We start from the raw sequence: 21,314 nt of genomic DNA on the forward strand, positions 1-21,314 counted from the left end.
TCGTGGGGATCAAGGGGCGGCGCGCGGCGCTGCCGGCCGCACCGCTGGCACTGGCCCTGCTGGTGGCGACCGGCTGCGACGGCGAGGGGGGAGCGCGGCCGGAGCCGTCGGCCGGGCCGGCCTCGGCCGTGGCCCGCGTGTGCGCGAGGCCGGCGGCCGGTCCGGCGACGGCGCCGGCGGGCGCGGTGAGCGTCGACCCCGCGGTGGCCGGAGACCTCGCCGCGAAGACCAGGACCAGCCCCCCGGGCACCACGTTCTGGCTGCGCCCCGGCACCCACAGGCTGCTGCCGGACCGGTTCGCGCAGGTCGTGCCGAAGCGGGGCAACCGCTACCTCGGCGCGCCGGGCGCGGTCCTGGACGGCCACAGGACCAACCAGTACGCCTTCGGCGGCACCGCCCGCGACGTCACCATCCGCCACCTGACCGTGCAGGGCTTCGTCGCACCGCACGACGAGGGCGTGGTCAACCACGACTCGGCCGACGGGTGGGTGATCGAGCACGCGACGATCCAGAACAACTCCGGCGCCGGGCTGATGGCGGGTGCCCGCCAGCGGGTCCGCGCGAGCTGTCTGCGCGGCAACGGCCAGTACGGCATGAACGCGTACAAGAGGGCCGGCGGCCTTCGCGGCCTGGTGGTCGAGGGCAACGAGATCGTGGGCAACAACAAGGACGACTGGGAGCGGCGGAGGCCCGGCTGCGGCTGCACCGGAGGCGTCAAGTTCTGGGCCGTCGACGGCGCCGACGTGCGCGGCAACTGGGTGCACGACAACCGCGGGGCCGGGCTGTGGGCGGACACCAACAACAACGACTTCCGCATCGAGGGCAACCTGCTGGAGGCCAACGACGGTGCCGCGCTGATCTACGAGACCAGCTACAACGCGGTGGTCCGCGAGAACACGATCCGGCGGAACAACTGGGTCGAGGGCCGCCGGTACGCCGACCGGGGCGACACCTTCCCGTTCGCGACCGTCTACGTGTCCGAGTCCGGCGGGGAACCGCGGATCCGCGCCCGCACGAAGAAGATCGAGATATACGGGAACACCCTGGAGGACAACTGGTCCGGCATCACCCTGTGGGAGAACGCCGACCGGTTCTGCAACAGCCCGGCCAACACCTCGTCCGGCGAGTGCACGTTGCTGGTGAAGGACACCAGCCGGTGCGTGCGGCCGGCGATCGCCTCCGCGCCGCTGTACGCCGACTGCCGGTGGAAGACCCAGCGCGTGGACATCCACGACAACCGCTTCGTGCTGGACAAGTCCGCGGTCGGCTGCGCCGAGGGCTGCGACCGGATGGCGGTGCTGGCCAACTACGGCACCTACCCGGACTGGTCGCCGTACCAGGGCGAGCGGGTGGCGGAGGCGATCACCCGCGAGCAGCACAACCGCTGGCACGACAACGTCTACGTCGGGCCGTGGACGTTCGTCGCCCACGACCCGAGCCGCGTCCTCGACTCCGGCCAGTGGCAGGCGATGCCGTACCGGCAGGACGAGGGAAGTACGTTCGGCTCGCGGGACGGTGGTTGAGATGGCCGCCGGGCACACGCCGAGGACCTTGGGGACGGTCTGGGGGCTGCTGGTCCTCAACACGCTGGGTTCCACCGGGGCGCGGACCATCGTGCCGCTGCCCCGCTCCCTCATCCAGATGGTCACCATGGGCGCCCTGGTCGCCGCGTTCGCGCTGGCGTTGGCGGTCAACCTGCGGCTGCGCATCCGGCCGAGCGCCTTCCTGCTGCTGCTCACCCTGCTGCTGGTGCCGAGCCTGATCTCCAGCGTGAGCCTGGAGTCCGGGTTCGGGGCGCTGTTCCGCTGCGCCCGGCTGGCGCTGTTCGTCGCCACCCTGTGGCTGCTCAGCCGCTGGTGGGACGGAGGCACGACGTTCGTCCGGCACCACGTCCGGATGTACGCGGTGGTCCTCGGGTCGGTGGCCGCCGGTGCGCTCGTCTCCCCGGGCGCGGCCCTGCCCGATCTGTACGGCGGGCGGCTGGTCGGCGCGCTGTGGCCGCTCACGCCGCCGCAGATCGGACAGTACGCGGCGGTGGTCATCGGGCTCACTGTGCTACTGGTGCTGGGCGGCCGCACCGACCGGGCCGGCGCGGCGGTGGTGGTCGTGCCCTCGCTCGTCCTGCTCCTGCTGACCCACACCCGCACGGCCACGCTGGGGCTGCTCGCCGGGCTGGTCCTCGCGATCGGCTCGCTGGTCCTCACCAGCGCCGCCGCCCGCCGGTTCTTCGCCTGGGCGGTGCTCTGCGCGGCGGTGGCGGCGGTGGTGTTCGGTTCCGCGCTGCGCGCGTGGTTCCTGCGCGGTCAGAGCGAGGAGAACTTCACCAGCCTCACGGGCCGGGCCAAGGTGTGGGACGCCCTGCTGGCGGCGCCCCGGACGACCGCGGAGTACCTGTTCGGCGCGGGACTCGGCGACAAGTCCTTCGGCGGGCTGCCCATCGACAACAGCTGGCTGGCCGTCTACCACGAACAGGGGGTGACCGGCGTGGCCCTCGTGACCGCGATGGTCGTCGTCCTGGGTGCCGTGGCGCTGCTGCGGCCGCCCTCGCTCTCCAGGGCCTGCGCGCTCTTCCTGATCGGCTACTGCGCGATCGCGTCGTACACCGAGGCCGGACTCGGCGACGCCTCGCCGTACCTGCTGCACCTGACCGTGGCCGCGTCGCTGCTGGTCGCCCCGGCCGGCACCGCTCCCCCACCCGCGCCCGCGGCCTCCGCCGGACGGCACGTCCCGCGCTGGGCCCGCGGCGACTCGGAGGTGATCTGAGATGCACGTCCTCGTGGCGCACAACCGCTACGCCTCGGCGCAGCCGAGCGGCGAGAACAAGGTCGTCGACCAGGAGGTGGCGCTGCTGCGCGGGGCCGGCCACCGGGTCGGGGTGTTCGAGCGGCGCAGCGACGACATCGCCGCCCGCTCGCTGCCCGGCAAGGCCGCGGTGCCCCTCCTGGTGCCGTGGAACCCGGCGGTGCGGCGGGAGTTCACCGCGCGGCTGCGGGCCGAGCGGCCGGACGTGGTGCACGTCCACAACGTCTTCCCGCTCCTGTCGCCCGCAATTCTGGCCGCCTGTGCCGACGCGGGGGTGCCGGCCGTCGCCACGCTGCACAACTACACGCAGGTGTGCCCGCCGGGCACGTTGCAGCGCGACGGCGGGCCGTGCACCGAATGCGTGGGCTCCGGTCCGCTGCCCGCGGTGCGGCACGGCTGCTACCGGGGCTCCCGGCTGGCGACGGTGCCGCTCGCGGTGAGCATGTCGGTCAACCGGCGGCGCTGGTGGTCCGGCGTGGAGCGGTTCTTCTGCATCTCGGCCGCCCAGCGCGACGTGCTCGTGGGCGCCGGCATGCCGGCCGAGCGGCTCTCGGTCAAGCACAACTTCGTGCCCGAGCCGGGGGTCGTCCGCACCGGCCCCGGCGAGCACCTGCTGTTCCTCGGCCGGCTCGCCGAGGCCAAGGGCGTGCGGCTGCTGATGGCCGCGTGGGACGAACTGGCCGCCGGCGGCGGGGTGGGCGTGCCGCTCGTGATCGCCGGAGCGGGCCCGCTGGAGGGGGAGGTGACCGCGTGGGCGGCGGGGCGGGACGACGTGCGCCGCGTCGGGCTGTACGACACGGCGCGGTGCCGTGAGACCCTCGCGCGCTCGGTCGCCGTGGTCGCGCCGTCGACGTGGCTGGAGGCGTTCGGCCTGGTGGTGGTGGAGGCGATGGCGGCGGGCGTTCCGGCCGTCGCCGCCGGTCACGGCGCCTTCACCGAACTGGTCGAGGACGGGGTGACCGGGCTGCTGCACCGGCCGGGCGAGGCCGCCTCGCTCGCCGCGTGCCTGCGCCGGATCACCGCGGAGGCGTCCCGCAACCGGGAGATGGGGCGGGCGGCCCGGCGCCGTTACGAGCGGGGTTTCAGCCCGGACGTCGGGCTGGAGCGCCTGCTGGAGGGGTACCGCACCGCGATCGCGGGTCGGTCAGCACTGGCCCGGGGCGGGCACGCCCGCGCGGGCAGGGGGGATGGGAACAGCACATGACACGATGCCGACTCTGCGGCTCCGAGGCGACGGCGAGCGTCGTCGACCTCGGCGCGACGCCACCGTGCGAGAGCTTCCTCGCCGCGGATCAACTGGACCGGCCGGAACCGGCCTATCCGCTCCATCTGCGGGTCTGCACCGACTGCTGGCTCGCGCAGATACCGCCGCTGATCACACCGGAGGAGACGTTCACGCAGTACGCGTACTTCTCCTCGTACTCGACCTCGTGGGTGGAGCACGCGCGCACCTTCGTCACCGATGCCGCGGAGCGGCTGTCCCTGGGTCCCGGCGCGTTCGTGGTCGAGGTCGCCAGCAACGACGGGTACCTGCTGAAGCACGTCAGGGACCGCGGGATCCGCTGCCTGGGCATCGAACCCTCCGTGAACGTCGGGGGCGCGGCCCGGGAGGCGGGGGTGCCCACGCTCACGGCGTTCCTGGATCCGGACACCGGCGCCGCCGTCCGCGCCGAGCACGGGCCGGCGGACCTGGTGGTCGCCAACAACGTGTACGCGCACATCCCGGACGTGGTCGGCTTCACCCGGGGGCTGCGCGCGCTGGTCGCCGACGAAGGGTGGGTCTCCATCGAGGTGCAGCACCTGCTGACCCTGATCGAGGAGAACCAGTACGACACGATCTACCACGAGCACTTCCAGTACTACACGGTCGCGTCCGCGATCCGGGCGCTGGCGAGCGGCGGGCTGGCCCTGGTGGACGTCGAGCTGCTGCCCACGCACGGCGGTTCGGTCCGGCTGTGGGCGCGGCCGGCCGAGGCGGCGGGCGAGCCCGGCGGGCGGGTGGCCGACGTACTGGACCGGGAGAAGGCCGCCGGGCTCCAGGAGCTTTCCGGGTACGCCGAGTTCTCCGCCCGGGTGGCCAAGGTGCGCCGGGACCTGCTGCGGTTCCTGATCGAGGCGGCCGAGCGCGGCGAGACGGTCGTCGGCTACGGCGCGCCGGGCAAGGGCAACACACTGCTGAACCACTGCGGCGTCCGGCCCGACCTGCTGCCGTACACGGTCGACCGCAACCCCTACAAGCACGGCAGGTTCACCCCCGGCACCCGCATCCCGATCCTGCCGCCCGAGCGGATCGCCGCCGACCGGCCGGACTACGTCCTCGTCCTGCCCTGGAACCTGCGCGCCGAGCTGGTCGAGCAGCTGTCCTACGTGCACGAGTGGGGCGGCCGGCTGGTCTTCCCCATCCCGGAACTGAGCATTGTCGAGGTCAAGCGATGAAGGTCGTCCTGTTCTGCGGCGGTTACGGACTGCGGATGCGCAACGGCACCTCCGACGACGTGCCCAAGCCGATGGCGATGGTCGGCCCGCGGCCGCTGATCTGGCACGTGATGCGCTACTACGCGTACTACGGGCACACGGAGTTCATCCTGTGCCTCGGCTACGGGGCCCACCACATCAAGGACTTCTTCCTCAACTACGAGGAGACGGCCTCCAACGACTTCGTGCTGCGCGGCGGGCGGCCCGAGCTGCTCTCCACCGACATCGCCTCCTGGACGATCACCTTCGCGCAGACCGGCATCGAGTCCCCGATCGGGGAGCGGCTGCGCCGGGTGCGGCACCACCTGGACGGCGACGAGATGTTCCTCGCCAACTACGCCGACGTGCTCACCGACGCCCCCCTGCCGGAGATGATCGACCGGTTCGCCCGCCGCGACGCCGGGGCGTCGATGATGGTGGTGCCGCCGCAGTCCTCCTTCCACTGCGTGGACCTCGGCGAGGACGGCCTGGTCGGCGGGATCACGCCGGTGAGCGAGCTGCCGCTGTGGGAGAACGGCGGCTACTTCGTGCTGCGCCAGGAGGTCTTCGACCACATCCCGGAGAACGGGGACCTGGTGGCCGACGGCTGCGCTCAACTGGCCAAGCAGGGCAGGCTGGTGGCCCACCGGCACCGCGGCTTCTGGAAGCCGACCGACACGGTGAAGGAGCGGGCGGCGCTCGACGCCGGCTACGCGCGGGGAGAGCGCCCGTGGGCCGTGTGGGAGCGGGACGGCGCGGGGGCGGGCGCCGGGGTGGGGTCCGTATGATCCGGCTCGGCGACGGGGGCGCGGACCGGGTCGTGGCGGTGGGCGCGCACTGCGACGACATCGCCATCGGGGCCGGCGGGACGCTGCTCACGCTGTGCACGGCACGACCGGGTGTGCGCGTCGACGCGCTGGTGCTGTCCGGCGGTGGCGGAGAGCGGGAGCGGGAGGAGCGGGCGGCGCTCGAGGCCTTCTGCCCGGGGGCCGACCTGCGGCTGACCGTGCTCAAGCTGCCGGACGGCCGGATCCCCGCGCACTGGGAGGAGGCCAAGCGGGCGGTCGAGGAGCTGCGCGGGCGGAGCGAGCCGGATCTGGTGCTGGCGCCGCGCACCGACGACGCACACCAGGACCACCGCGGCCTGGCGGAGCTGATGACCACCGCGTTCCGCGACCACCTCGTGCTCCGCTACGAGATCGTCAAGTGGGACGGCGACCTGGGGCGCCCGGTGGCGTACCAGCCGCTGTCGCCCGAGACCGCCGAGCGGAAGGTGCGGCTGCTCCAGGAGCACTACCCCTCGCAGCGGCACCGGGCCTGGTTCGACCGGGAGGCCTTCCTCGGTCTGGCCCGGATCCGCGGCATCGAATGCCACGCGCGCTACGCCGAGGCGTTCGCGGTCACCAAACTCACTCTCAACCTGGGGGGCTGAACCTTGCGCGTACTGCTGACCGGACACCAGGGCTATCTGGGCACCGTGATGGCGCCCGTCCTCGAGGCCGCCGGGCACGAGGTCGTCGGTCTCGACGCCGGACTCTTCGCCGACTGCGTGCTGGGCCCGGCGCCGGCCGATCCTCCCGGGCACCGGGTGGACCTGCGGGACGTCACGGCGGAGCACGTGGCCGGGGTGGACGCCGTGATCCACCTGGCGGCGCTCTCCAACGACCCGCTGGGCTCCCTGGCGCCGGAACTCACCTACGACATCAACCACCACGCGTCCGTCCGGCTGGCCCGGCTGGCCCGCGACGCCGGGGTGCGGCGGTTCCTGTACGCCTCGACCTGCTCGGTGTACGGCGCGGCCGGCGGTGGCGACCTGGTGGGCGAGGACGCCCCGCTGCGCCCGGTGACGCCGTACGCGGAGTCCAAGGTGCGGGTGGAGGACGAGCTGCACGCGCTGTCCGACGGCGACTTCAGCCCGGTGTACCTGCGCAACGCGACGGCCTTCGGGTTCTCGCCGCGGCTGCGCGCCGACATCGTGCTGAACAACCTGGTGGGCCACGCCCTGCTCTCCGGCGAGGTGCTGGTGCTCTCCGACGGCACCCCCTGGCGGCCGCTGGTGCACGCCGCCGACATCGCCCGCGCCTTCACGGCGGCGCTGACCGCGCCCCGCGAGGCGGTGCACGACCGGGCGTTCAACATCGGCAGCGAGGTCAACAACGTCACGGTGGCGGAGATCGCCGAGCAGGTCGCCGCGGCCGTACCGGGCTCGAAGGTGGTGATCACCGGGGAGACGGGTGCCGACCCGCGGTCCTACCGGGTGGACTTCTCCCGGTTCCGCGCGGCGGTGCCCGGCTTCGACTGCGAGTGGACGGTGAAGCAGGGCGCGCTCGAACTCGCCGACGCGTACCGGGCGCACGACCTGACCCGGGAGGGCTTCGAGCAGCGCTTCACCCGGCTGGCCGTGCTGCGCGCGGCCACGGACGCCGGCGCGGTGGACGAGACCCTGCGGCGGCGCGGATGACGGGGACCGGCGAGCGGATGCACGCGCTGGTGGAGCGCCTGTACCCGCTGTGCCGGAGCATCACCGGCGACGGCGTGCGGGACACGCTGGCGATCGTGGACGAGTACGTTCCGCTACGGGTGCACGAGGTACCGACCGGGACGCGGGTGCTGGACTGGACGGTGCCGCAGGAGTGGAACGTCCGCGACGCGTACATCGCCGACGCGGACGGCCGCCGCGTCGTCGACTTCGCCGCGTCCAGCCTGCACGTGCTCGGCTACAGCGTGCCGGTGTCGGCGACGATGACGCTGGCCGAGCTGCGCCCGCACCTGCACACCCTGCCGGACCGTCCGGCCTGGGTGCCGTACCGCACCAGCTACTACGAGCGCGCCTGGGGCTTCTGCCTGGCCCAGGACACGCTGGACGCCATGCCGGAGGGCGAGTACGAGGTCCGCATCGACTCCACCCTCGCGGACGGCCACCTCACCTACGCCGAGCACGTGGTGCCCGGCCAGGTCACCGACGAGGTGATCGTCTCCTGTCACGTCTGCCACCCGTCGCTGGCCAACGACAACCTGGCCGGCGTCGCGGTGGCGGCGTTCCTGGCCCGGGGGCTGGCGGAGCGCACGCCGTACTACACGTACCGGTTCATCTTCGCGCCCGGCACCATCGGGGCGATCACCTGGCTGGCCCGCAACGCGGAGCGGGTGGAGCGGGTCAGGCACGGTCTGGTGCTGGCCTGCGCGGGGGACCGGGGCGACCTCACGTACAAGCGGAGCCGGCGCGGCGACGCGGACATCGACCGGGTGATGCGGCACGTGCTGTCCGCCTCCCAACGCCCGCACCGCGTCACAGAGTTCACCCCGTACGGCTACGACGAGCGGCAGTACTGCTCGCCCGGCTTCGATCTCGGCGTGGGCTCCCTCACCCGCACCCCGTACGCGGGCTATCCCGAGTACCACACCTCCGCGGACAACCCGGACTTCGTCTCCCCCCGGGCGATGGAGGACACGCTCGCCGTGTGCCGCGAGGCGTTCGCCGTGCTGGACCGCGACCGGCGGTACGTCAACCTCAGTCCCTACGGCGAACCGCAGCTGGGCCGGCGCGGACTGTACGACTCGCTGGGGGGACGCAGCGACGCCAAGCAGGCCCAGATGGCCATGCTCTGGGTGCTCAGCCTCGCCGACGGGGAGCACGGCCTGCTGGACGTGGCCGAGCGGTCCGGGCTGCCCTTCGAGACCGTCGCCGACGCGGCCGAGGCCCTGCACGCCGCAGGGCTGCTCAAGGCGTGACGCCCATGGCCACCGGAGGAGGGAAGACGACGGCCGCGGCGGACGGAAGCACGACCGCCCGCCGGACCGGCACGCGTGGCATGGCCGGGCGGCTGTCCTGGGGACTGGCCGACCAGGCGGCCTCCAGCATCTCCAACTTCGCGGTGGGGATCTACGTGGCCCGCTCGCTGGGGCTGACCGCGTTCGGCGTGTTCAGTCTGGCCTGGGTGACGTACGGCGTGGTGCTCAGCGTCTCCCGCGGGCTGGCCACCGACCCGCTCGTGGTGCGCTTCAGCGGCGTGCCCGAGGGCGACTGGCGGGCGGCGGTGGTCCGGTCGTCGGGCACCGCGCTCGGTGTCGGCACCGCGGTCGGGGCGGTCTGCCTGGCGGTCGGGCTGGGGCTGGGCGGCCGGGTGGGGCCCGCGTTCGCCGGTCTGGGCGTCGTGCTGCCGGGGCTGCTGCTGCAGGACGCCTGGCGGTACTCGTTCTTCGCCGCCGGGCAGGGACGCAAGGCGTTCGTGAACGACGTCGTGTGGGGAGTCGCCCTGGTCCCCGCGATGGTGGTCGCCGCGGGTGTGGGCAGCGTGACCGCCTTCGTGCTGGCCTGGGGGGTGTCCGCCGCGGTCGCCGCGGTGTACGGCTGCTTCCAGTCCGGCATCCGGCCGGGGCTCACCGGGGCACGCGAGTGGCTCCGCGACCACCGCGACCTCGGCTACCGGTACCTGGCCGAGAACGTCGGCGTCAGCGGCGCGAGCCAGCTGCGCGCCTACGGGCTCGGCGTGATCGTCGGCGTCGGCGCGGTGGGGGTGATCCGGGGCGCCGAGCTGCTGCTCGGGCCGTTCCTCGCCGTGCTGATGGGGCTGTCCCTGGTCACCGTCGCGGAGGCGGCCCGGGTGCTGCGGCGGGACCCGCACCGGCTGGGCCGGTTCTGCCTCTTCCTGGGCGCGGGGCAGGCCGTCGCCGCGCTGCTCTGGGGTGCGGCGCTGCTGCTGGTGCCGGACCGGCTCGGCGAGCTGGTCCTCGGGGACGTGTGGTCCGCGTCGGCGGCGATCATCGTGCCGGTCACGCTCGGCGTCGCGGGCGCGGGCCTCGGCACCGGCGCGGCGGCCGGGCTGCGCGCACTCGCCGCGGCCCGGCGCAGCCTGCGCTGCCAGCTCTTCGCCTCCGCCTGCTATGTCGCCGGCGGCCTCGGCGGCGCGGTCGCGGGCGGCACCGCCGGCTCGGCCTGGGGCGTCGCCGGCGCGGCCGCCTGCGGCTCCGCCGTCTGGTGGCTGCAACTGCGGGCCGCGCTGCGCGAGCGCCACCGCCCAACCATCCGTGAAGTGAGGACGTCATGACCGCCCATCCCCGGCTGAGCGTCGGCCTGCCCGTCTACAACGGCGAGGAGTACCTCGCCGAGTCCTTCGAGGCGCTGCTCGGCCAGACGTACGAGGACTTCGAACTGGTCGTCTCCGACAACGCGTCCACCGACGGGACGCGGGACATCTGCCGCCGCTACGCGAAGCTCGACTCCCGCGTGCGGTACGTCCGGCTGTCCAGGAACATCGGCGCCGCGCCCAACCACAACCACGTCTTCACCGAGTGCCGCGGCGAGTTGTTCAAGTGGGCCTCGCACGACGACCTGTACGCCCGCGACCTGCTGGCGCGCTGTGTCGAGGCGCTCGACGAGCGACCGGACGTGATCCTCGCGCACAGCGGCCAGGCGGTCGTCGACGGCGACGGCAAGGTGAAGGTCCCCTACGAGTACGGCCTCGCGACCGACTCGCCGCACGCCCCGGAGCGGTTCCGCAGCCTGCTGTTCGAGCCCGGCGGCGACGACTTCTACGGTGTGATGCGGGCCGACGTGCTGCGCCGGGTCAAGCCCCACGACAGCTACCACCACGCGGACCGCACGTTCGTCGCCGAGATCACCTTGCACGGCCCCTTCCACCAGGTGCCGGAACTGCTGTACTTCCGCCGCGACCACCCCACCCGCGCGGAGCGGGCGAACCCCGGCAAGCGCGCCCGGTGCGTCAATCTGGACCCGCGCCGGGCGGGCCCGCTGCACCCGACGCCCCGGCTGCTGGCCGAGTACGTCGGGGGCTTCGTCGGGGCGATCCGGCGCGCCCCGCTGTCGGCGGCGGACCGGCGGGCCTGCTACGGCCACCTCGCCGCGTGGATGACGAGCCGCGTCCGGCCCGGTGCCGGGGAGCGGGTCGAGGACCGCGCCCCGGTCGACCCGGACCGGCTCACCGTGTCCGTCGACGCGCTCGTCGCCGGACGCGACGGGGGGCGGGCATGACCTCCCCTCGCGAAAAGCCCTCCCGGCGTCTAATGCCCTTGCGTGTCGGCCTGTTCGGGCTGCTGGGCTCCGGCAACGTCGGCAACGACGGCTCGCTCGAAGCCGTGCTCGGCCACCTGCGCGCCGAGTACCCGGGGGCCGTCGTGGACGCGATGTGCGGCGGTCCGGAGGAGGTGCGGGCCCGGTTCGGGATCCCCACGACGCGGCTCAACTGGTACAGCGGGGAGTACCGGACCGCGTCGCGTGCGGGCGCGATCCTGGCCAAGGCGGCGGGCAAGGTGGTCGACGCCGTCCGCACCGCGGCCTGGGTGCGCCGGCACGACGTCGTGATCGTGCCGGGCACCGGCGTCCTGGAGGCCACGCTGCCGCTGCGGCCGTGGGGCTTCCCGTACTCGCTGTTCCTGCTCTGCGCGGCCGGCCGGCTGACCGGCACCCGGGTCGCGCTGGTCGGCGTGGGCGCCGCGACGATCGGCCGCCGGGCGACCCGGACCCTGACGTGCTGGTCGGCGCGGCTGGCCGCGTACCGCTCGTTCCGCGACGACCTGTCGCGCGACGCGATGCGGACGATGGGCGTGGACACGTCGCGGGACGAGGTCTACGAGGACCTCGCCTTCTCCCTTCCGGCCCCTGCGGCGGGCGGCGCCCCGGTTCCCCGGGACACGGTCTGCGTCGGTGTCATGGCCTTCTACGGCGGCAACGACGACCGCGCCCGGGGCGACGAGATCCACCGGCGCTACCTCGACGGGACGACCCGGTTCGTCCGCGCGCTGGCCGAAGAGGGCAGACGGGTCCGGCTGCTCACCGGCGACGACATCGACCGGCCGGTGGTCGAGGCGATCCTGGACGCGGTGGACTCGCCGCTGGTCACCGCGGCCGAGACCGACTCCCTGGCCGACCTGATGAGGGAGACGGCGGCCGCCGGGACGGTGGTGGCCACCCGGTACCACAACCTGGTGTGCGCGCTGAAGGCCGGGACGCCGACGCTCGCGCTCAGCTATTCGGCCAAGAGCGACACGCTCATGGCCCGAATGGGGCTGGCCGCCTTCCGCCACTCGGCTCGCGAGGTCGACCCCGACCGGCTGCTGGAGCAGTTCCGGGAGCTGGAGAAGCGCTCGGCCCAGCTGCGGCCGGTCCTCGCCGAACGGAACGCGGCGGCCGCCCGGCGACTGGAGCGGCAGTTCAGCGCCCTGATCCCGGTCCTGTCCCCCGGGGCCGGTCGCACCGACGCCGTCACCACCCGACAGGAGACGTCATGAAGGCCACCGCGGTGCCGGAGATCGCCGGCGCCCACCTCTTCGAGCCGGTTCCGCACGCCGACGAACGCGGCTTCTTCTGCCGGACGTTCGACGCCGAGGTGGTCCGCTCGGTCGGGCTCGACCCGGACGCGTTCGTCCAGGACAGCGTCTCCCGCTCGCGCCGGGGCGTGCTGCGCGGGCTGCACCTGCGCTCCGGTGCCGGCGAGGCCAAGCTCGTGCGCTGCTCGTACGGGCGGATCTTCGACGTCGTGGTCGACCTGCGCGGCGACTCCCCGACCTACCGCAACGTGGCCACCTTCGAGCTGTCCGGCGAGACCCAGGCGACCCTCTACATCCCGGCGGGCTGCGCGCACGGCTTCCAGGCGCTGACCGACACCGCCGACACCTCGTACCGCATCGACCGCCCGCACGACCCGGCCGAGGACGTGACGATCGCCTTCGACGATCCCGAACTGGGCATCCCCTGGCCGCTGCCGCCCGCCCTGACGTCCCGGCGGGACCGGGAGGCGCCGGGGCTCGCCGAGGTCCTGAAGCAGAGAGAGAGCTGAGTGCGCGTGGAGACCGAAGAGGCCCGTGAGGCGGCCGAGTTCACCCTGCCCCGGTCGCGGCTGGCGAACGAGCGGCTGCACGCCATGGTCCCCGGTGGCGCCCACACCTACGCCAAGGGCGACGACCAGTACCCCGAGGACCTGGCCCCCGTCATCAGTCACGGCCGCGGCGCCCACGTGTGGGACGTCGACGGCAACCGCTACGTCGAGTACGGCTCCGGTCTGCGGTCGGTGAGTCTCGGCCACGCCCATCCGCGAGTCGTCGAGGCGGTGCGGCGGGAACTCGACCGCGGCAGCAACTTCGTGCGCCCGTCCGTGGTGGAGGTCGAGGCGGCGGAGCGCTTCCTGGCCACCGTGCCGACCGCGGAGATGGTGAAGTTCGCGAAGAACGGCTCCGACGTCACCACCGCCGCGGTACGCCTGGCCCGCGCCGTCACCGGACGCGTCCGCGTGGCCATTTGCGGCGACCATCCGTTCTACTCCGTCGACGACTGGTTCATCGGCACCACGCCCATGCCGGCCGGCGTCCCGGCGGCGACCACCGACCTCACCGTGGCGTTCCCGTACGGCGACCTGGCCGCCACCGAGGACCTGCTCACCCGGTACCGGGGCGAGGTCGCCTGCCTGATCCTCGAACCGGCCACCCAGGAGGAGCCGCCGCCCGGCTACCTCGCCGGTCTGCGGGAGCTGGCCGACCGGCACGGCTGCCTGCTGGTCTTCGACGAGATGATCACCGGTTTCCGCTGGTCCGAGGCGGGCGCGCAGGGCCTGTACGGCGTCGTCCCCGACCTCTCGACGTTCGGCAAGGCGCTGGGCAACGGCTGTGCCGTGTCCGCGCTGGCCGGGCGGCGCGAGGTGATGGAGCGGGGCGGGCTGCGGCACTCCGGCGAGCGGGTGTTCCTGCTGTCCACCACGCACGGGGCGGAGACGCACTCGCTGGCGGCGGCGATGGCCGTGCAGACCACGTATGCCGAGGAGGGTGTCACGGCCCGCCTGCACGCGCTCGGCGAGCGGCTGGCCGCCGGGGTGCGCGAGGCGGCGGCGGTCATGGGCGTGGGCGAGCACGTCGTCGTCCGGGGCCGGGCCAGCAACCTGGTCTTCGCCACGCTCGACGAGCACGGCAGGCCCTCGCAGGAGTACCGCACGCTCTTCCTGCGCCGGCTCCTGGCGGGCGGGGTGCTCGCCCCGTCGTTCGTGGTGAGCAGCGCGCTCACGGACGCCGACGTCGATCACACGGTGGACGTGGTGGCGCAGGCGTGCGCGGTGTACCGCAAGGCACTGGACGCCGGCGATCCCGCTCCGTGGGCGGCGGGGCGCCCGGTGAGGCCGGTGTTCCGCCGGTACGTGTGACGCCGCGTCAGCGGGGGCCCGGCGGAGTCGCGTCGACGGAACGGCGGGCCTGCCGGTCCGCCGTCCGGTCGAGCAGCCACGCGGTCGCCGGGGTGACCGCCAGCGCCGTGCACCAGCCGCCGAGCGCGTCGGTCGGGTAGTGGGCGCCCAGGACGACCTGGGCCCATCCCATCGCGGCGCCGGCGGCCGTCGGCGCGCCGAGGACGAGCGCCGGGCCGTACGCCCGGCCGGGGCCGGTCCGGCCGGTCGCGAGCAGCGCGACGGCCAGGGCGAACGCCGTGAGGAAGGCGGTGTGCCCGCTCGGGAAGGAGAGGCTGCCGTCGTGGATGGTGCGTCCCACCAGGGGTTTGAGGAGTTTCGTCGCCGCCACGGCGAGAGCGGGTCCCAGCACGACGAGCAGCGCCGCGCGGGGCCGTCGCACCACCAGGGCGCCCGCCGCCGCGGCCGCCACCAGCAACGCCGCTCCCCCGGGCTCCCCGAGGAAGTCCACGCCCAGGGCGACGTCCCGCCACGCCGGTCCGGTGTCCTCGGCCGCCGCACCGATCCTCCGGTCCGGCGCGCCGGGCCGGCTGCCGCCGGCGTACAGGCCCGCGAGCGCCACGACCACCAGCGCGGCGAGGACCGCCACCAGGCCCAGCCATGCGCGCCGCCCCTGCGGCAGCACGGCGCTCCCCCTCTCGCCCGTCACCGCCCCACCCGTGCGCCACCGAGCGCTAATCTGGCGAAATGCGCCCACTGCGGTACTCCATCAACCTCACGCTGGACGGCTGCTGCGATCACCGCGCCATCGTCCCCTACGAAGCCATGCACCGTCACCACACCGAGAACATCGCCCGGGCCGACGCCCTCCTTTTCGGCCGGACGACGTACCGCATGATGGAGGAGGCGTGGCGGCCGCCGATGCCGCCCGGGCCCCGCCCCGACTGGACGGAGCCGTTCGCGCGGACGATCGACGCAGCGAAGAAGTACGTCGTGTCGAGCACCCTGGAGCAGGTCGACTGGAACGCGGAACTCGTCCGCGGCGATCTGGCCGAGGCCGTCCGGCGGCTCAAGGCGGAGCCCGGCGACGGGCTGTTCACGGGTGGGGTGACGCTGCCGATGGCCCTGACGGAACTGGGCCTGATCGACGAGTACGAGTTCGTGGTCCATCCCAGGATCGCGGGCCACGGGCCGACGCTGTTCGCGGGACTGTCGAAGCACGTCGATCTGAGGCCCGTGGGCCGGACGGAGTTCGAGTCGGGGGCGGTGGCGACGCGGTACGTGCCGAAGCGGTGATCCGGCCGGCCCCTCGCCCGCCCGTCGCCGGGACGGTGGGCCCCGTCGCCCGTGCGAGGCGAGCGGGGCCCACGTCCCGGGCGGGTCACGCCGGGTCGACGCGCCAGACCGTGCCGCCGATGGCGAGGGCGTACAGTTCGCCGTCGCCGTCCTGGGCGAAGGAGACGACCTCGCCGCCGCTGACACCGAGGTCGTGCTCCGCGGTCACCCGGCCGTTCTCGATCTCCAGGGAGCGCAGGGTGCCGTCGCAGTAGTCGCTGTAGACGTACTGGCCGACGAGATCCGCGACGGCTTGGCCGCGGTAGACGTAGCCGCCGGTGACGGAGCAGCCGAGGCCGGTGCGGTCGTACTCGTGGACGGGCGGGACGTGGTTCGCGGGCTCGGTGCCGCCGCGGAAGGGGTGGGTGCCCTCCATCTGCGACCAGCCGTAGTTCTCGCCGCCCTTGCTGTCCGCGGGCGCCCAGTCGATCTCCTCCCACTCGCTCTGGCCGACGTCGCCGATCAGCAGGTCGCCCGTGCCCGAGTCGAAGGAGAACCGCCACGGGTTGCGCAGCCCGTACGACCAGATCTCGTCCTTGGCGTTCGGGTCGCCGACGAAGGGGTTGTCCTGCGGGACGGCGTAGGGTTCGCCGCCCCGCGGGTCGATGCGCAGCATCTTGCCGAGGAGGGTGTCGAGTTTCTGTCCGTTGCCCTCGGGGTCGCCGCCGCCCCCTCCGTCGCCGAGGGCGATGTAGAGGTAGCCGTCGGGGCCGAACTTGATGTCCCCGCCGTTGTGGTTGGACTCGGGCTGCTCCTGGGTGAGGACGGTGCGCCGCGTGTCCTCCTGGACGGTCCCGTCCTGGACGGCGAACTCGTCGATGGTGCTGGTGCCCTGGAGGTCGGTGAAGGAGATGTAGAAGTGCGTGAAGTCCGCGTCGAACGCGATGCCGAGCAGGCCGCGTTCGCCGTCGGTGGTGGTCTCGTCGGAGACGTCGAGGACGGGTTCGCCGAGGCCGGTGCCGTTCAGGACCCGGACGGTGCCGGCGCGTTCGGCGATCCAGACCGTGTCGCCGGGTCCGGCCGCGCCGGCGGTGGGGTTCTGAGCCTGGGCCACCTCGGTCAGGGCGACCTGGGCGCCGCCCTCGGCGGCGGTGGGCTCGTCGGCGTAGGCGGTGGCGAGGGCCAGGGATCCGACGAGCCCAAGCGTGCCGATGATCGCCGACAATCTGGTGCGAACTTTCACCATGGCCTCCCGGAGGCGGTGAGTGGGGGGAGTTCACCCGGCTGCTCGGGTCGCGGTCGTGGGGCGTCGTCCGAGCCGGCTCGCAAGACGGGTGGGGGGAAGGTCGTACCGCCGGCACCGCCGACCATACGAGGCCGGAGCGCCCAGGCCTAGACCAATGCACGCCTCTTCTGTCACCCGTGTCGCCCGCACCACTCCCCCGCCGCCGCCCTCCGGGCCCGCCGGGCGTCCGCGGTGGACGGAACAGCGGATTGGCGGCCGCCTCCAGCGGGCAGGGAGGCAGATGGTGTCATGACCACGACTCCTCTCCCCCACAAGGAGGTCGAACATGCACGTACGCACACTGACCGGCGGTGTCGCCGCGGCGCTGCTGATGTCCATGCCCCTGCTGAGCGGTCAGGCGGTGGCCGCCGACTCCCCCGGAGTCTCCGCGCCTTCGACGGCCGCGGCCAGGGTGATCACCTACGACGCCGGCGGTTCCGCGGAGTTCCGGTCCGCGGTCGACCGGGGCGCGGCGATCTGGAACGAGAGCGTCGACGGCGTCGAGATGCGCCCGGTCGCCTCCGGGCAGCGCGCCAACATCCGCGTCGTGGCCGACAACGGCTGGCCGCGGGCCGTGACCACGTCACTGGGCAACGGCACCGTCTACATCGGACGCGAGGCGGTGAACCAGGGGTACGACACGGTGCGCATCTCGTCCCACGAGCTGGGCCACATCCTGGGGCTGCCGGACCGCAAGCCCGGCCCCTGCTCCAGCCTGATGTCCGGCTCCACCGCGGGCATCGCCTGCACGAACCCCTACCCCAACGCGGCGGAGAAGGCCGAGGTCGAGGGCAACTTCGGTGGTGCGGCCACCGCCCCGTCCCGGACGCCGGTCCTGGTCCGCGACTGACCGGCACGCGCTGCCGTACGGCACCTCCCCGGTGCCGTACGGCAGCGCGAGGCACATCCCCGCTCCGGCCCTAGGGCCTGTCTGACAATCCCCGCCTGCCTCGCGCCGCCATCCGGGCGACGACGGGAATTGTCAGACAGGCCCTAGCCGGCCCGGTACGCCCGCAGGAAGGTCCGCACTCCCTCGACGACGAGCGGCCGGACGCGGCCGTCCTCCGCGGCGTTCGCGGAGCCGTACCTGTTGAGCGGGACGTTGAACGTCAGCGCGATGAACTGGTCCGCCGCGAGCCGCGCGTCGGGGACGTCGAGCAGACCGGCCTCGGCGAAGGCGGCGAACCGCTCGGCGAGGGCCTCGTCGGGGGTGTCGGCCAACGCGTTCTCTCCCCCCTCCGGCACGCTGCCGGCCTGGGTTCGGACCAGCCGTTGCAGCGTCGCGTACTCCGCCGACCCGAGCATGTCGGTCGCGATCCGCATCGAGAACGCGACCAGCACGTCCTCCAGATCGGCGGTCTCGGTGAGGTCCGCGACATCGGTGAGGGTGTCGTCGAGGATGCGCCGGATCGTGGTGACCAGTGACTCGCCCACGGTGTCGACCACCGCCTGGAGCAGCGTCCGCTTGTCGCCGAAGTAGTCGTAGACCGTCCGCTTGGACACCTCGGCCCGGGCGGCGACCGCGTCGACGCTCGACCGGTCGAAGCCGTTGGCCAGGAACAGTTCGCGGGCCGCGGCGAGGATGGCGGCCCGCTTCGGCGTGGACCCCTCGCGCAGTGTCTTCGTGCTCGGCATGGCTTCATCCTAACCCGACTACACTGCACGGTGTAGTGTAGTGTCGGTCGAGGAGGGGGCGCCCCGGCTCTGCGCCGTCCGGCCCGCTCAACCGGCAACGAGGGAAAGGACGTTCATGACCACGATCACGACCCCGGCTCCCCCGGTCCGCATGCGGAGAGCGGCCGTCTGGGCCCTCGGTGCGCTGGCGGCGGCCACCGGGACCCTGGAGTCGGTGGTGACACCGACCCTGCCGCTGCTGCAACGGGAGTTGTCGATGAGCCGGGCCGAAGGAGCCCTGCTCAGCGTCGCCATGCTCATCACCGGCGCCCTCGTGGCGCCCGTCGCGGGCAGCCTCGGCGACCGCCACGGCGGCAAGCGGGTGATGGTCCGGCTGATGGCGGTGGTCTGCGCGGGCGGGCTGGTGTCCGCGCTGGCACCCGGCCTCCCGGTGCTGCTGCTCGGCCAGGTCCTCCAGGGGGCGATGGTGGGCGCGATGCCGCTGTCGTTCATCCTGGTGCGCAAGTACCTCCCGGCGGGCGAGTCGCAGGTGGCCATCGGCGTGGTCAGCGGGCTGTTCGTGGGCGGCGGCATGCTCGGCACGCTGATCGCCGGACCGGTGGCGGAGGGTCTGTCCCGGCACTGGCTGTTCGCGATACCGACGTCGGTGGTCGCCGCGGCGACCCTGTGCGTCCGGCGGCTGATGCCGGACGACGCGCCGGCCGGGTCGGACGCCAGGATCGACTGGCCCGGGCTGGTCCTGCTGAGCGGCATCCTGCTGACGCTGATGCTGGGGCTCTCCATGGCCCCCGAGGTCGGCGCCCGGCCCCTCGCCCTCGGCGCCCTCGCGCTGCTCCTGGCCGCCCTCGTGACCGGCTGGGTCCGGGTGGAACGCCGGTCACCGGCACCGATGGTCGACCTGAGCCTGGTCGCGCGGCCCGGGATCTGGAGCGCCTACGTGATCACCTTCGCGGTCTGCGTGGGCACCGCGGTCTCGATGTATCTCGTGCCGCAACTCTTCGACGTGTCCGCCGACGGCTACGGTTTCGGCGCCAGTTCCACCGACATCGGACGGTACCTGCTGCCCGGCACGGTCGCCGCCGCGGTCAGCGGTCCGCTCGGCGGGGTGGCGGCGCGGCGGTTCGGTGCGAGTGCCGTGGTCGCGGCGGGGATCGCCGTCATGTCGGCCACGCTGGTCGCGCTGGCGTTCGTGCACGGCGAGGTCTGGCACCTCGTCGTCGGCAAGGCGCTGATCGCCCTGGCCAGTGGTGTCTGCGTCACGGCGATGGTCGTACGGACCGCCACCTCGGTCGGCCACGGCGACACCGGCACCGCGACCAGCCTGGTCCTGGTAACCCGCGTGGTCGGTTTCGCGGCGGGCGCCCAGATCAGCGGCGCCTTCCTCACCGCGGGGACCGGCCCCGGCGCCGACGTCCCGGCCGAGTCGGCCTTCGTCACCGGCTTCCTCGTCGCCGGCGTCGTCACGGCGCTGTCGCTGTTCGTCGTCCGCACCCTGAGCAAAGGAGACAAGGAATGACCCGCACCGCTCCGTCCACGAGCGCCCGGACGCGGCGCACAGCGCTGATCTCGGGGGCCGGTATCGCCGGTCCCGCCCTCGCGTTCTGGCTCAACCGCCGCGGATACGCGGTCACGGTGGTCGAGAAGGCGGGCGCGCCCCGCGCCGGCGGCTACCCCGTCGACGTACGCGGCACCGCCGTGGAGGTCGTCCGGCGGATGGGGATCCTTCCCCGGCTGCGCGACGCGCACGTCGACTCGCGCCGTCTCACCTTCCTGGACGCCGACGGCGGCGAGGTGACCTCCCTCAGCCCGCACTCCGTCGCCGGGAGTGCCGCGGGCCGGGACCTGGAGGTGCGGCGCGGGGATCTGACCGACGCCCTGCACGCCGCCGTCCGCGACGACGTGGAGTTCCTGTTCGACGACAGCGTCGACACCCTCGACCAGGGCCCGCACGGGGTCGACGTCGCCTTCTGCGGGGGCGGCGGGCGTACGTTCGACGTGGTCGTCGGCGCGGACGGCATGCACTCGCGGACCCGGGAGCTGGTGTTCGGGCCGGAGGAGCGGTTCCGCCGATACCTGGGGTACTGCTTCGCCGTGTTCACCATGCCCAACACCTTCGGCCTGGCCCACGAGATCACGATGTGGAACACCCCGGGCCGGGCCGCGGCCCTCTACGCCGTGGCCGACGACGACGTGGTGCACGCCTTCCTCAACTTCGCCCGGCCGGAACCGCCCCACGCGGCGCTCGGGCACCCCGACGCGCAACGCGAGCTGGTCGCCTCCGCCTTCGCCGGCGCGGGATGGGAGGTGCCGGGGATGCTCGCCGCCCTCGGCGGGGCGGACGACCTGTTCGTCGACGTGGTCGCCCAGATACGGATGCCGCGCTGGTCCAGTGGCCGGGTGGCGGTGGTGGGCGACGCCGCGTACGCGCCGTCGTTCCTCACCGGCCAGGGAACCAGTCTGGCCCTCGTCGGCGGGTACATGATGGCGGGCTCCCTGGACGGGCGCGCAGTCGTGGACGGCCTCGCCGACTACGAACGGGGCACACGTGCGTTCGTGACGGCGAACCAGGACCAGATCGGCGCGGGCGGCGCGTCCCTCTTCCCCACCACCGCGCAGGCGCTGGAGCGGCGCAACGCCATGCTGCGCGGCCTCGCCACCATGCCCCCGGCATCGGGACGCCCCGCCCACTCGGCCCTGGTCCTGCCCGAGTTCACGGCGGTGGAGCCGGTGGGCTGAGA

The 21,314-nt window shown here is 73.5% G+C and carries 20 protein-coding genes; 17 read left to right on the forward strand and 3 right to left on the reverse strand.

Annotated features, from left to right (window positions below; genetic code table 11):
• Positions 1–2: 2 nt before the first annotated feature.
• From IE108_RS08320 to IE108_RS08380, 13 genes are read left to right on the forward strand one after another with little or no spacing between them, the layout of a single operon-like run.
• Positions 3–1,523, forward strand: a complete 1,521-nt coding sequence (locus IE108_RS08320) for a right-handed parallel beta-helix repeat-containing protein (protein WP_064731495.1) — start codon at positions 3–5, stop codon at positions 1,521–1,523.
• A gap of 1 nt (position 1,524) precedes the next feature.
• Positions 1,525–2,763 carry a hypothetical protein gene (locus IE108_RS08325; RefSeq protein ID WP_064731494.1) on the forward strand — a complete coding sequence of 413 codons (1,239 nt, stop codon included), beginning with the start codon at positions 1,525–1,527 and terminating at the stop codon, positions 2,761–2,763.
• A gap of 1 nt (position 2,764) precedes the next feature.
• A complete protein-coding gene (locus IE108_RS08330) occupies positions 2,765–4,006 on the forward strand; it encodes a glycosyltransferase (RefSeq protein WP_064731493.1) in 1,242 nt (413 codons plus the stop codon).
• On the forward strand, positions 4,003–5,238 hold the full coding sequence (locus IE108_RS08335; RefSeq protein ID WP_064731492.1) for a class I SAM-dependent methyltransferase: 1,236 nt from the start codon (positions 4,003–4,005) through the stop codon (positions 5,236–5,238). The genes IE108_RS08330 and IE108_RS08335 overlap by 4 nt, the downstream gene beginning before the upstream one ends.
• Positions 5,235–6,044, forward strand: a complete 810-nt coding sequence (locus IE108_RS08340; RefSeq protein WP_064731491.1) for a sugar phosphate nucleotidyltransferase — start codon at positions 5,235–5,237, stop codon at positions 6,042–6,044. Before IE108_RS08335 ends, IE108_RS08340 begins: the two co-directional genes overlap by 4 nt.
• Positions 6,041–6,688, forward strand: coding sequence for a PIG-L deacetylase family protein (locus tag IE108_RS08345; RefSeq protein ID WP_064731490.1), 648 nt, complete (start codon positions 6,041–6,043; stop codon positions 6,686–6,688). Before IE108_RS08340 ends, IE108_RS08345 begins: the two co-directional genes overlap by 4 nt.
• Before the next feature lie 3 nt (positions 6,689–6,691).
• Entirely contained in the window at positions 6,692–7,717 is a 1,026-nt protein-coding gene (locus IE108_RS08350; RefSeq protein WP_064731489.1) for an NAD-dependent epimerase/dehydratase family protein, read from the forward strand.
• The gene (locus IE108_RS08355; protein ID WP_064731488.1) at positions 7,714–8,988 is read left to right on the forward strand and encodes a DUF4910 domain-containing protein; all 1,275 of its coding nucleotides are present in this window, start codon (positions 7,714–7,716) and stop codon (positions 8,986–8,988) included. Before IE108_RS08350 ends, IE108_RS08355 begins: the two co-directional genes overlap by 4 nt.
• The gene (locus IE108_RS08360; RefSeq protein WP_079163781.1) at positions 8,985–10,304 is read left to right on the forward strand and encodes an MATE family efflux transporter; all 1,320 of its coding nucleotides are present in this window, start codon (positions 8,985–8,987) and stop codon (positions 10,302–10,304) included. Before IE108_RS08355 ends, IE108_RS08360 begins: the two co-directional genes overlap by 4 nt.
• Positions 10,301–11,248 (forward strand): glycosyltransferase family 2 protein, encoded by a 948-nt coding sequence (locus IE108_RS08365; RefSeq protein WP_064731486.1) that lies wholly within the window; start codon positions 10,301–10,303, stop codon positions 11,246–11,248. Before IE108_RS08360 ends, IE108_RS08365 begins: the two co-directional genes overlap by 4 nt.
• Positions 11,249–11,280: 32 nt before the next feature.
• Complete coding sequence (locus IE108_RS08370; RefSeq protein ID WP_107420351.1) at positions 11,281–12,504, forward strand: polysaccharide pyruvyl transferase family protein; 1,224 nt, start codon at positions 11,281–11,283, stop codon at positions 12,502–12,504.
• Positions 12,501–13,052 (forward strand): dTDP-4-dehydrorhamnose 3,5-epimerase, encoded by a 552-nt coding sequence (rfbC, locus tag IE108_RS08375; protein ID WP_064731484.1) that lies wholly within the window; start codon positions 12,501–12,503, stop codon positions 13,050–13,052. Before IE108_RS08370 ends, rfbC begins: the two co-directional genes overlap by 4 nt.
• Before the next feature lie 6 nt (positions 13,053–13,058).
• Positions 13,059–14,402, forward strand: coding sequence for a glutamate-1-semialdehyde 2,1-aminomutase (locus IE108_RS08380; protein ID WP_079163877.1), 1,344 nt, complete (start codon positions 13,059–13,061; stop codon positions 14,400–14,402).
• Between the two features lie 7 nt (positions 14,403–14,409).
• Here IE108_RS08380 and IE108_RS08385 read toward each other — a convergent pair whose 3' ends face one another.
• Positions 14,410–15,090, reverse strand: coding sequence for a phosphatase PAP2 family protein (locus tag IE108_RS08385; protein ID WP_064731483.1), 681 nt, complete (start codon positions 15,088–15,090; stop codon positions 14,410–14,412).
• 38 nt (positions 15,091–15,128) lie between these two features.
• On the opposite strand from IE108_RS08385, the gene IE108_RS08390 reads away from it, so the two are divergent.
• A complete protein-coding gene (locus IE108_RS08390) occupies positions 15,129–15,677 on the forward strand; it encodes a dihydrofolate reductase family protein (protein WP_064731482.1) in 549 nt (182 codons plus the stop codon).
• 85 nt (positions 15,678–15,762) lie between these two features.
• Here the strand turns inward: IE108_RS08390 and IE108_RS08395 are convergent, their stop codons facing one another.
• Positions 15,763–16,899 carry a PQQ-dependent sugar dehydrogenase gene (locus IE108_RS08395; RefSeq protein ID WP_064732112.1) on the reverse strand — a complete coding sequence of 379 codons (1,137 nt, stop codon included), beginning with the start codon at positions 16,897–16,899 and terminating at the stop codon, positions 15,763–15,765.
• A 328-nt stretch (positions 16,900–17,227) separates the two neighbouring features.
• On the opposite strand from IE108_RS08395, the gene IE108_RS08400 reads away from it, so the two are divergent.
• Positions 17,228–17,791, forward strand: coding sequence for a snapalysin family zinc-dependent metalloprotease (locus tag IE108_RS08400; RefSeq protein WP_064731481.1), 564 nt, complete (start codon positions 17,228–17,230; stop codon positions 17,789–17,791).
• A gap of 143 nt (positions 17,792–17,934) precedes the next feature.
• Here the strand turns inward: IE108_RS08400 and IE108_RS08405 are convergent, their stop codons facing one another.
• Complete coding sequence (locus IE108_RS08405; protein ID WP_064731480.1) at positions 17,935–18,576, reverse strand: TetR/AcrR family transcriptional regulator; 642 nt, start codon at positions 18,574–18,576, stop codon at positions 17,935–17,937.
• Between the two features lie 115 nt (positions 18,577–18,691).
• Between IE108_RS08405 and IE108_RS08410 the strand changes: the two genes are divergently transcribed.
• On the forward strand, positions 18,692–20,092 hold the full coding sequence (locus IE108_RS08410) for an MFS transporter (RefSeq protein WP_064731479.1): 1,401 nt from the start codon (positions 18,692–18,694) through the stop codon (positions 20,090–20,092).
• Positions 20,089–21,312, forward strand: a complete 1,224-nt coding sequence (locus tag IE108_RS08415) for an FAD-dependent monooxygenase (protein ID WP_064731478.1) — start codon at positions 20,089–20,091, stop codon at positions 21,310–21,312. The genes IE108_RS08410 and IE108_RS08415 overlap by 4 nt, the downstream gene beginning before the upstream one ends.
• Positions 21,313–21,314: the final 2 nt, after the last annotated feature.

The organism is Streptomyces parvulus (genome assembly GCF_014648855.1).
Lineage (GTDB): Bacteria > Actinomycetota > Actinomycetes > Streptomycetales > Streptomycetaceae > Streptomyces > Streptomyces parvulus.

What these genes read in the sequence shown, in the direction of transcription:
- IE108_RS08325 (WP_064731494.1), top strand. Translation starts at nt 1,525, where the DNA reads ATGGCCGCCGGGCACACGCCGAGGACCTTGGGGACGGTCTGGGGGCTG.
- IE108_RS08330 (WP_064731493.1), top strand. Translation starts at nt 2,765, where the DNA reads ATGCACGTCCTCGTGGCGCACAACCGCTACGCCTCGGCGCAGCCGAGC.
- IE108_RS08335 (WP_064731492.1), top strand. Translation starts at nt 4,003, where the DNA reads ATGACACGATGCCGACTCTGCGGCTCCGAGGCGACGGCGAGCGTCGTC.
- IE108_RS08340 (WP_064731491.1), top strand. Translation starts at nt 5,235, where the DNA reads ATGAAGGTCGTCCTGTTCTGCGGCGGTTACGGACTGCGGATGCGCAAC.
- IE108_RS08345 (WP_064731490.1), top strand. Translation starts at nt 6,041, where the DNA reads ATGATCCGGCTCGGCGACGGGGGCGCGGACCGGGTCGTGGCGGTGGGC.
- IE108_RS08355 (WP_064731488.1), top strand. Translation starts at nt 7,714, where the DNA reads ATGACGGGGACCGGCGAGCGGATGCACGCGCTGGTGGAGCGCCTGTAC.
- IE108_RS08365 (WP_064731486.1), top strand. Translation starts at nt 10,301, where the DNA reads ATGACCGCCCATCCCCGGCTGAGCGTCGGCCTGCCCGTCTACAACGGC.
- IE108_RS08370 (WP_107420351.1), top strand. Translation starts at nt 11,281, where the DNA reads ATGCCCTTGCGTGTCGGCCTGTTCGGGCTGCTGGGCTCCGGCAACGTC.
- rfbC (WP_064731484.1), top strand. Translation starts at nt 12,501, where the DNA reads ATGAAGGCCACCGCGGTGCCGGAGATCGCCGGCGCCCACCTCTTCGAG.
- IE108_RS08390 (WP_064731482.1), top strand. Translation starts at nt 15,129, where the DNA reads ATGCGCCCACTGCGGTACTCCATCAACCTCACGCTGGACGGCTGCTGC.
- IE108_RS08400 (WP_064731481.1), top strand. Translation starts at nt 17,228, where the DNA reads ATGCACGTACGCACACTGACCGGCGGTGTCGCCGCGGCGCTGCTGATG.
- IE108_RS08405 (WP_064731480.1), bottom strand. Translation starts at nt 18,576, where the DNA reads ATGCCGAGCACGAAGACACTGCGCGAGGGGTCCACGCCGAAGCGGGCC.
- IE108_RS08410 (WP_064731479.1), top strand. Translation starts at nt 18,692, where the DNA reads ATGACCACGATCACGACCCCGGCTCCCCCGGTCCGCATGCGGAGAGCG.
- IE108_RS08415 (WP_064731478.1), top strand. Translation starts at nt 20,089, where the DNA reads ATGACCCGCACCGCTCCGTCCACGAGCGCCCGGACGCGGCGCACAGCG.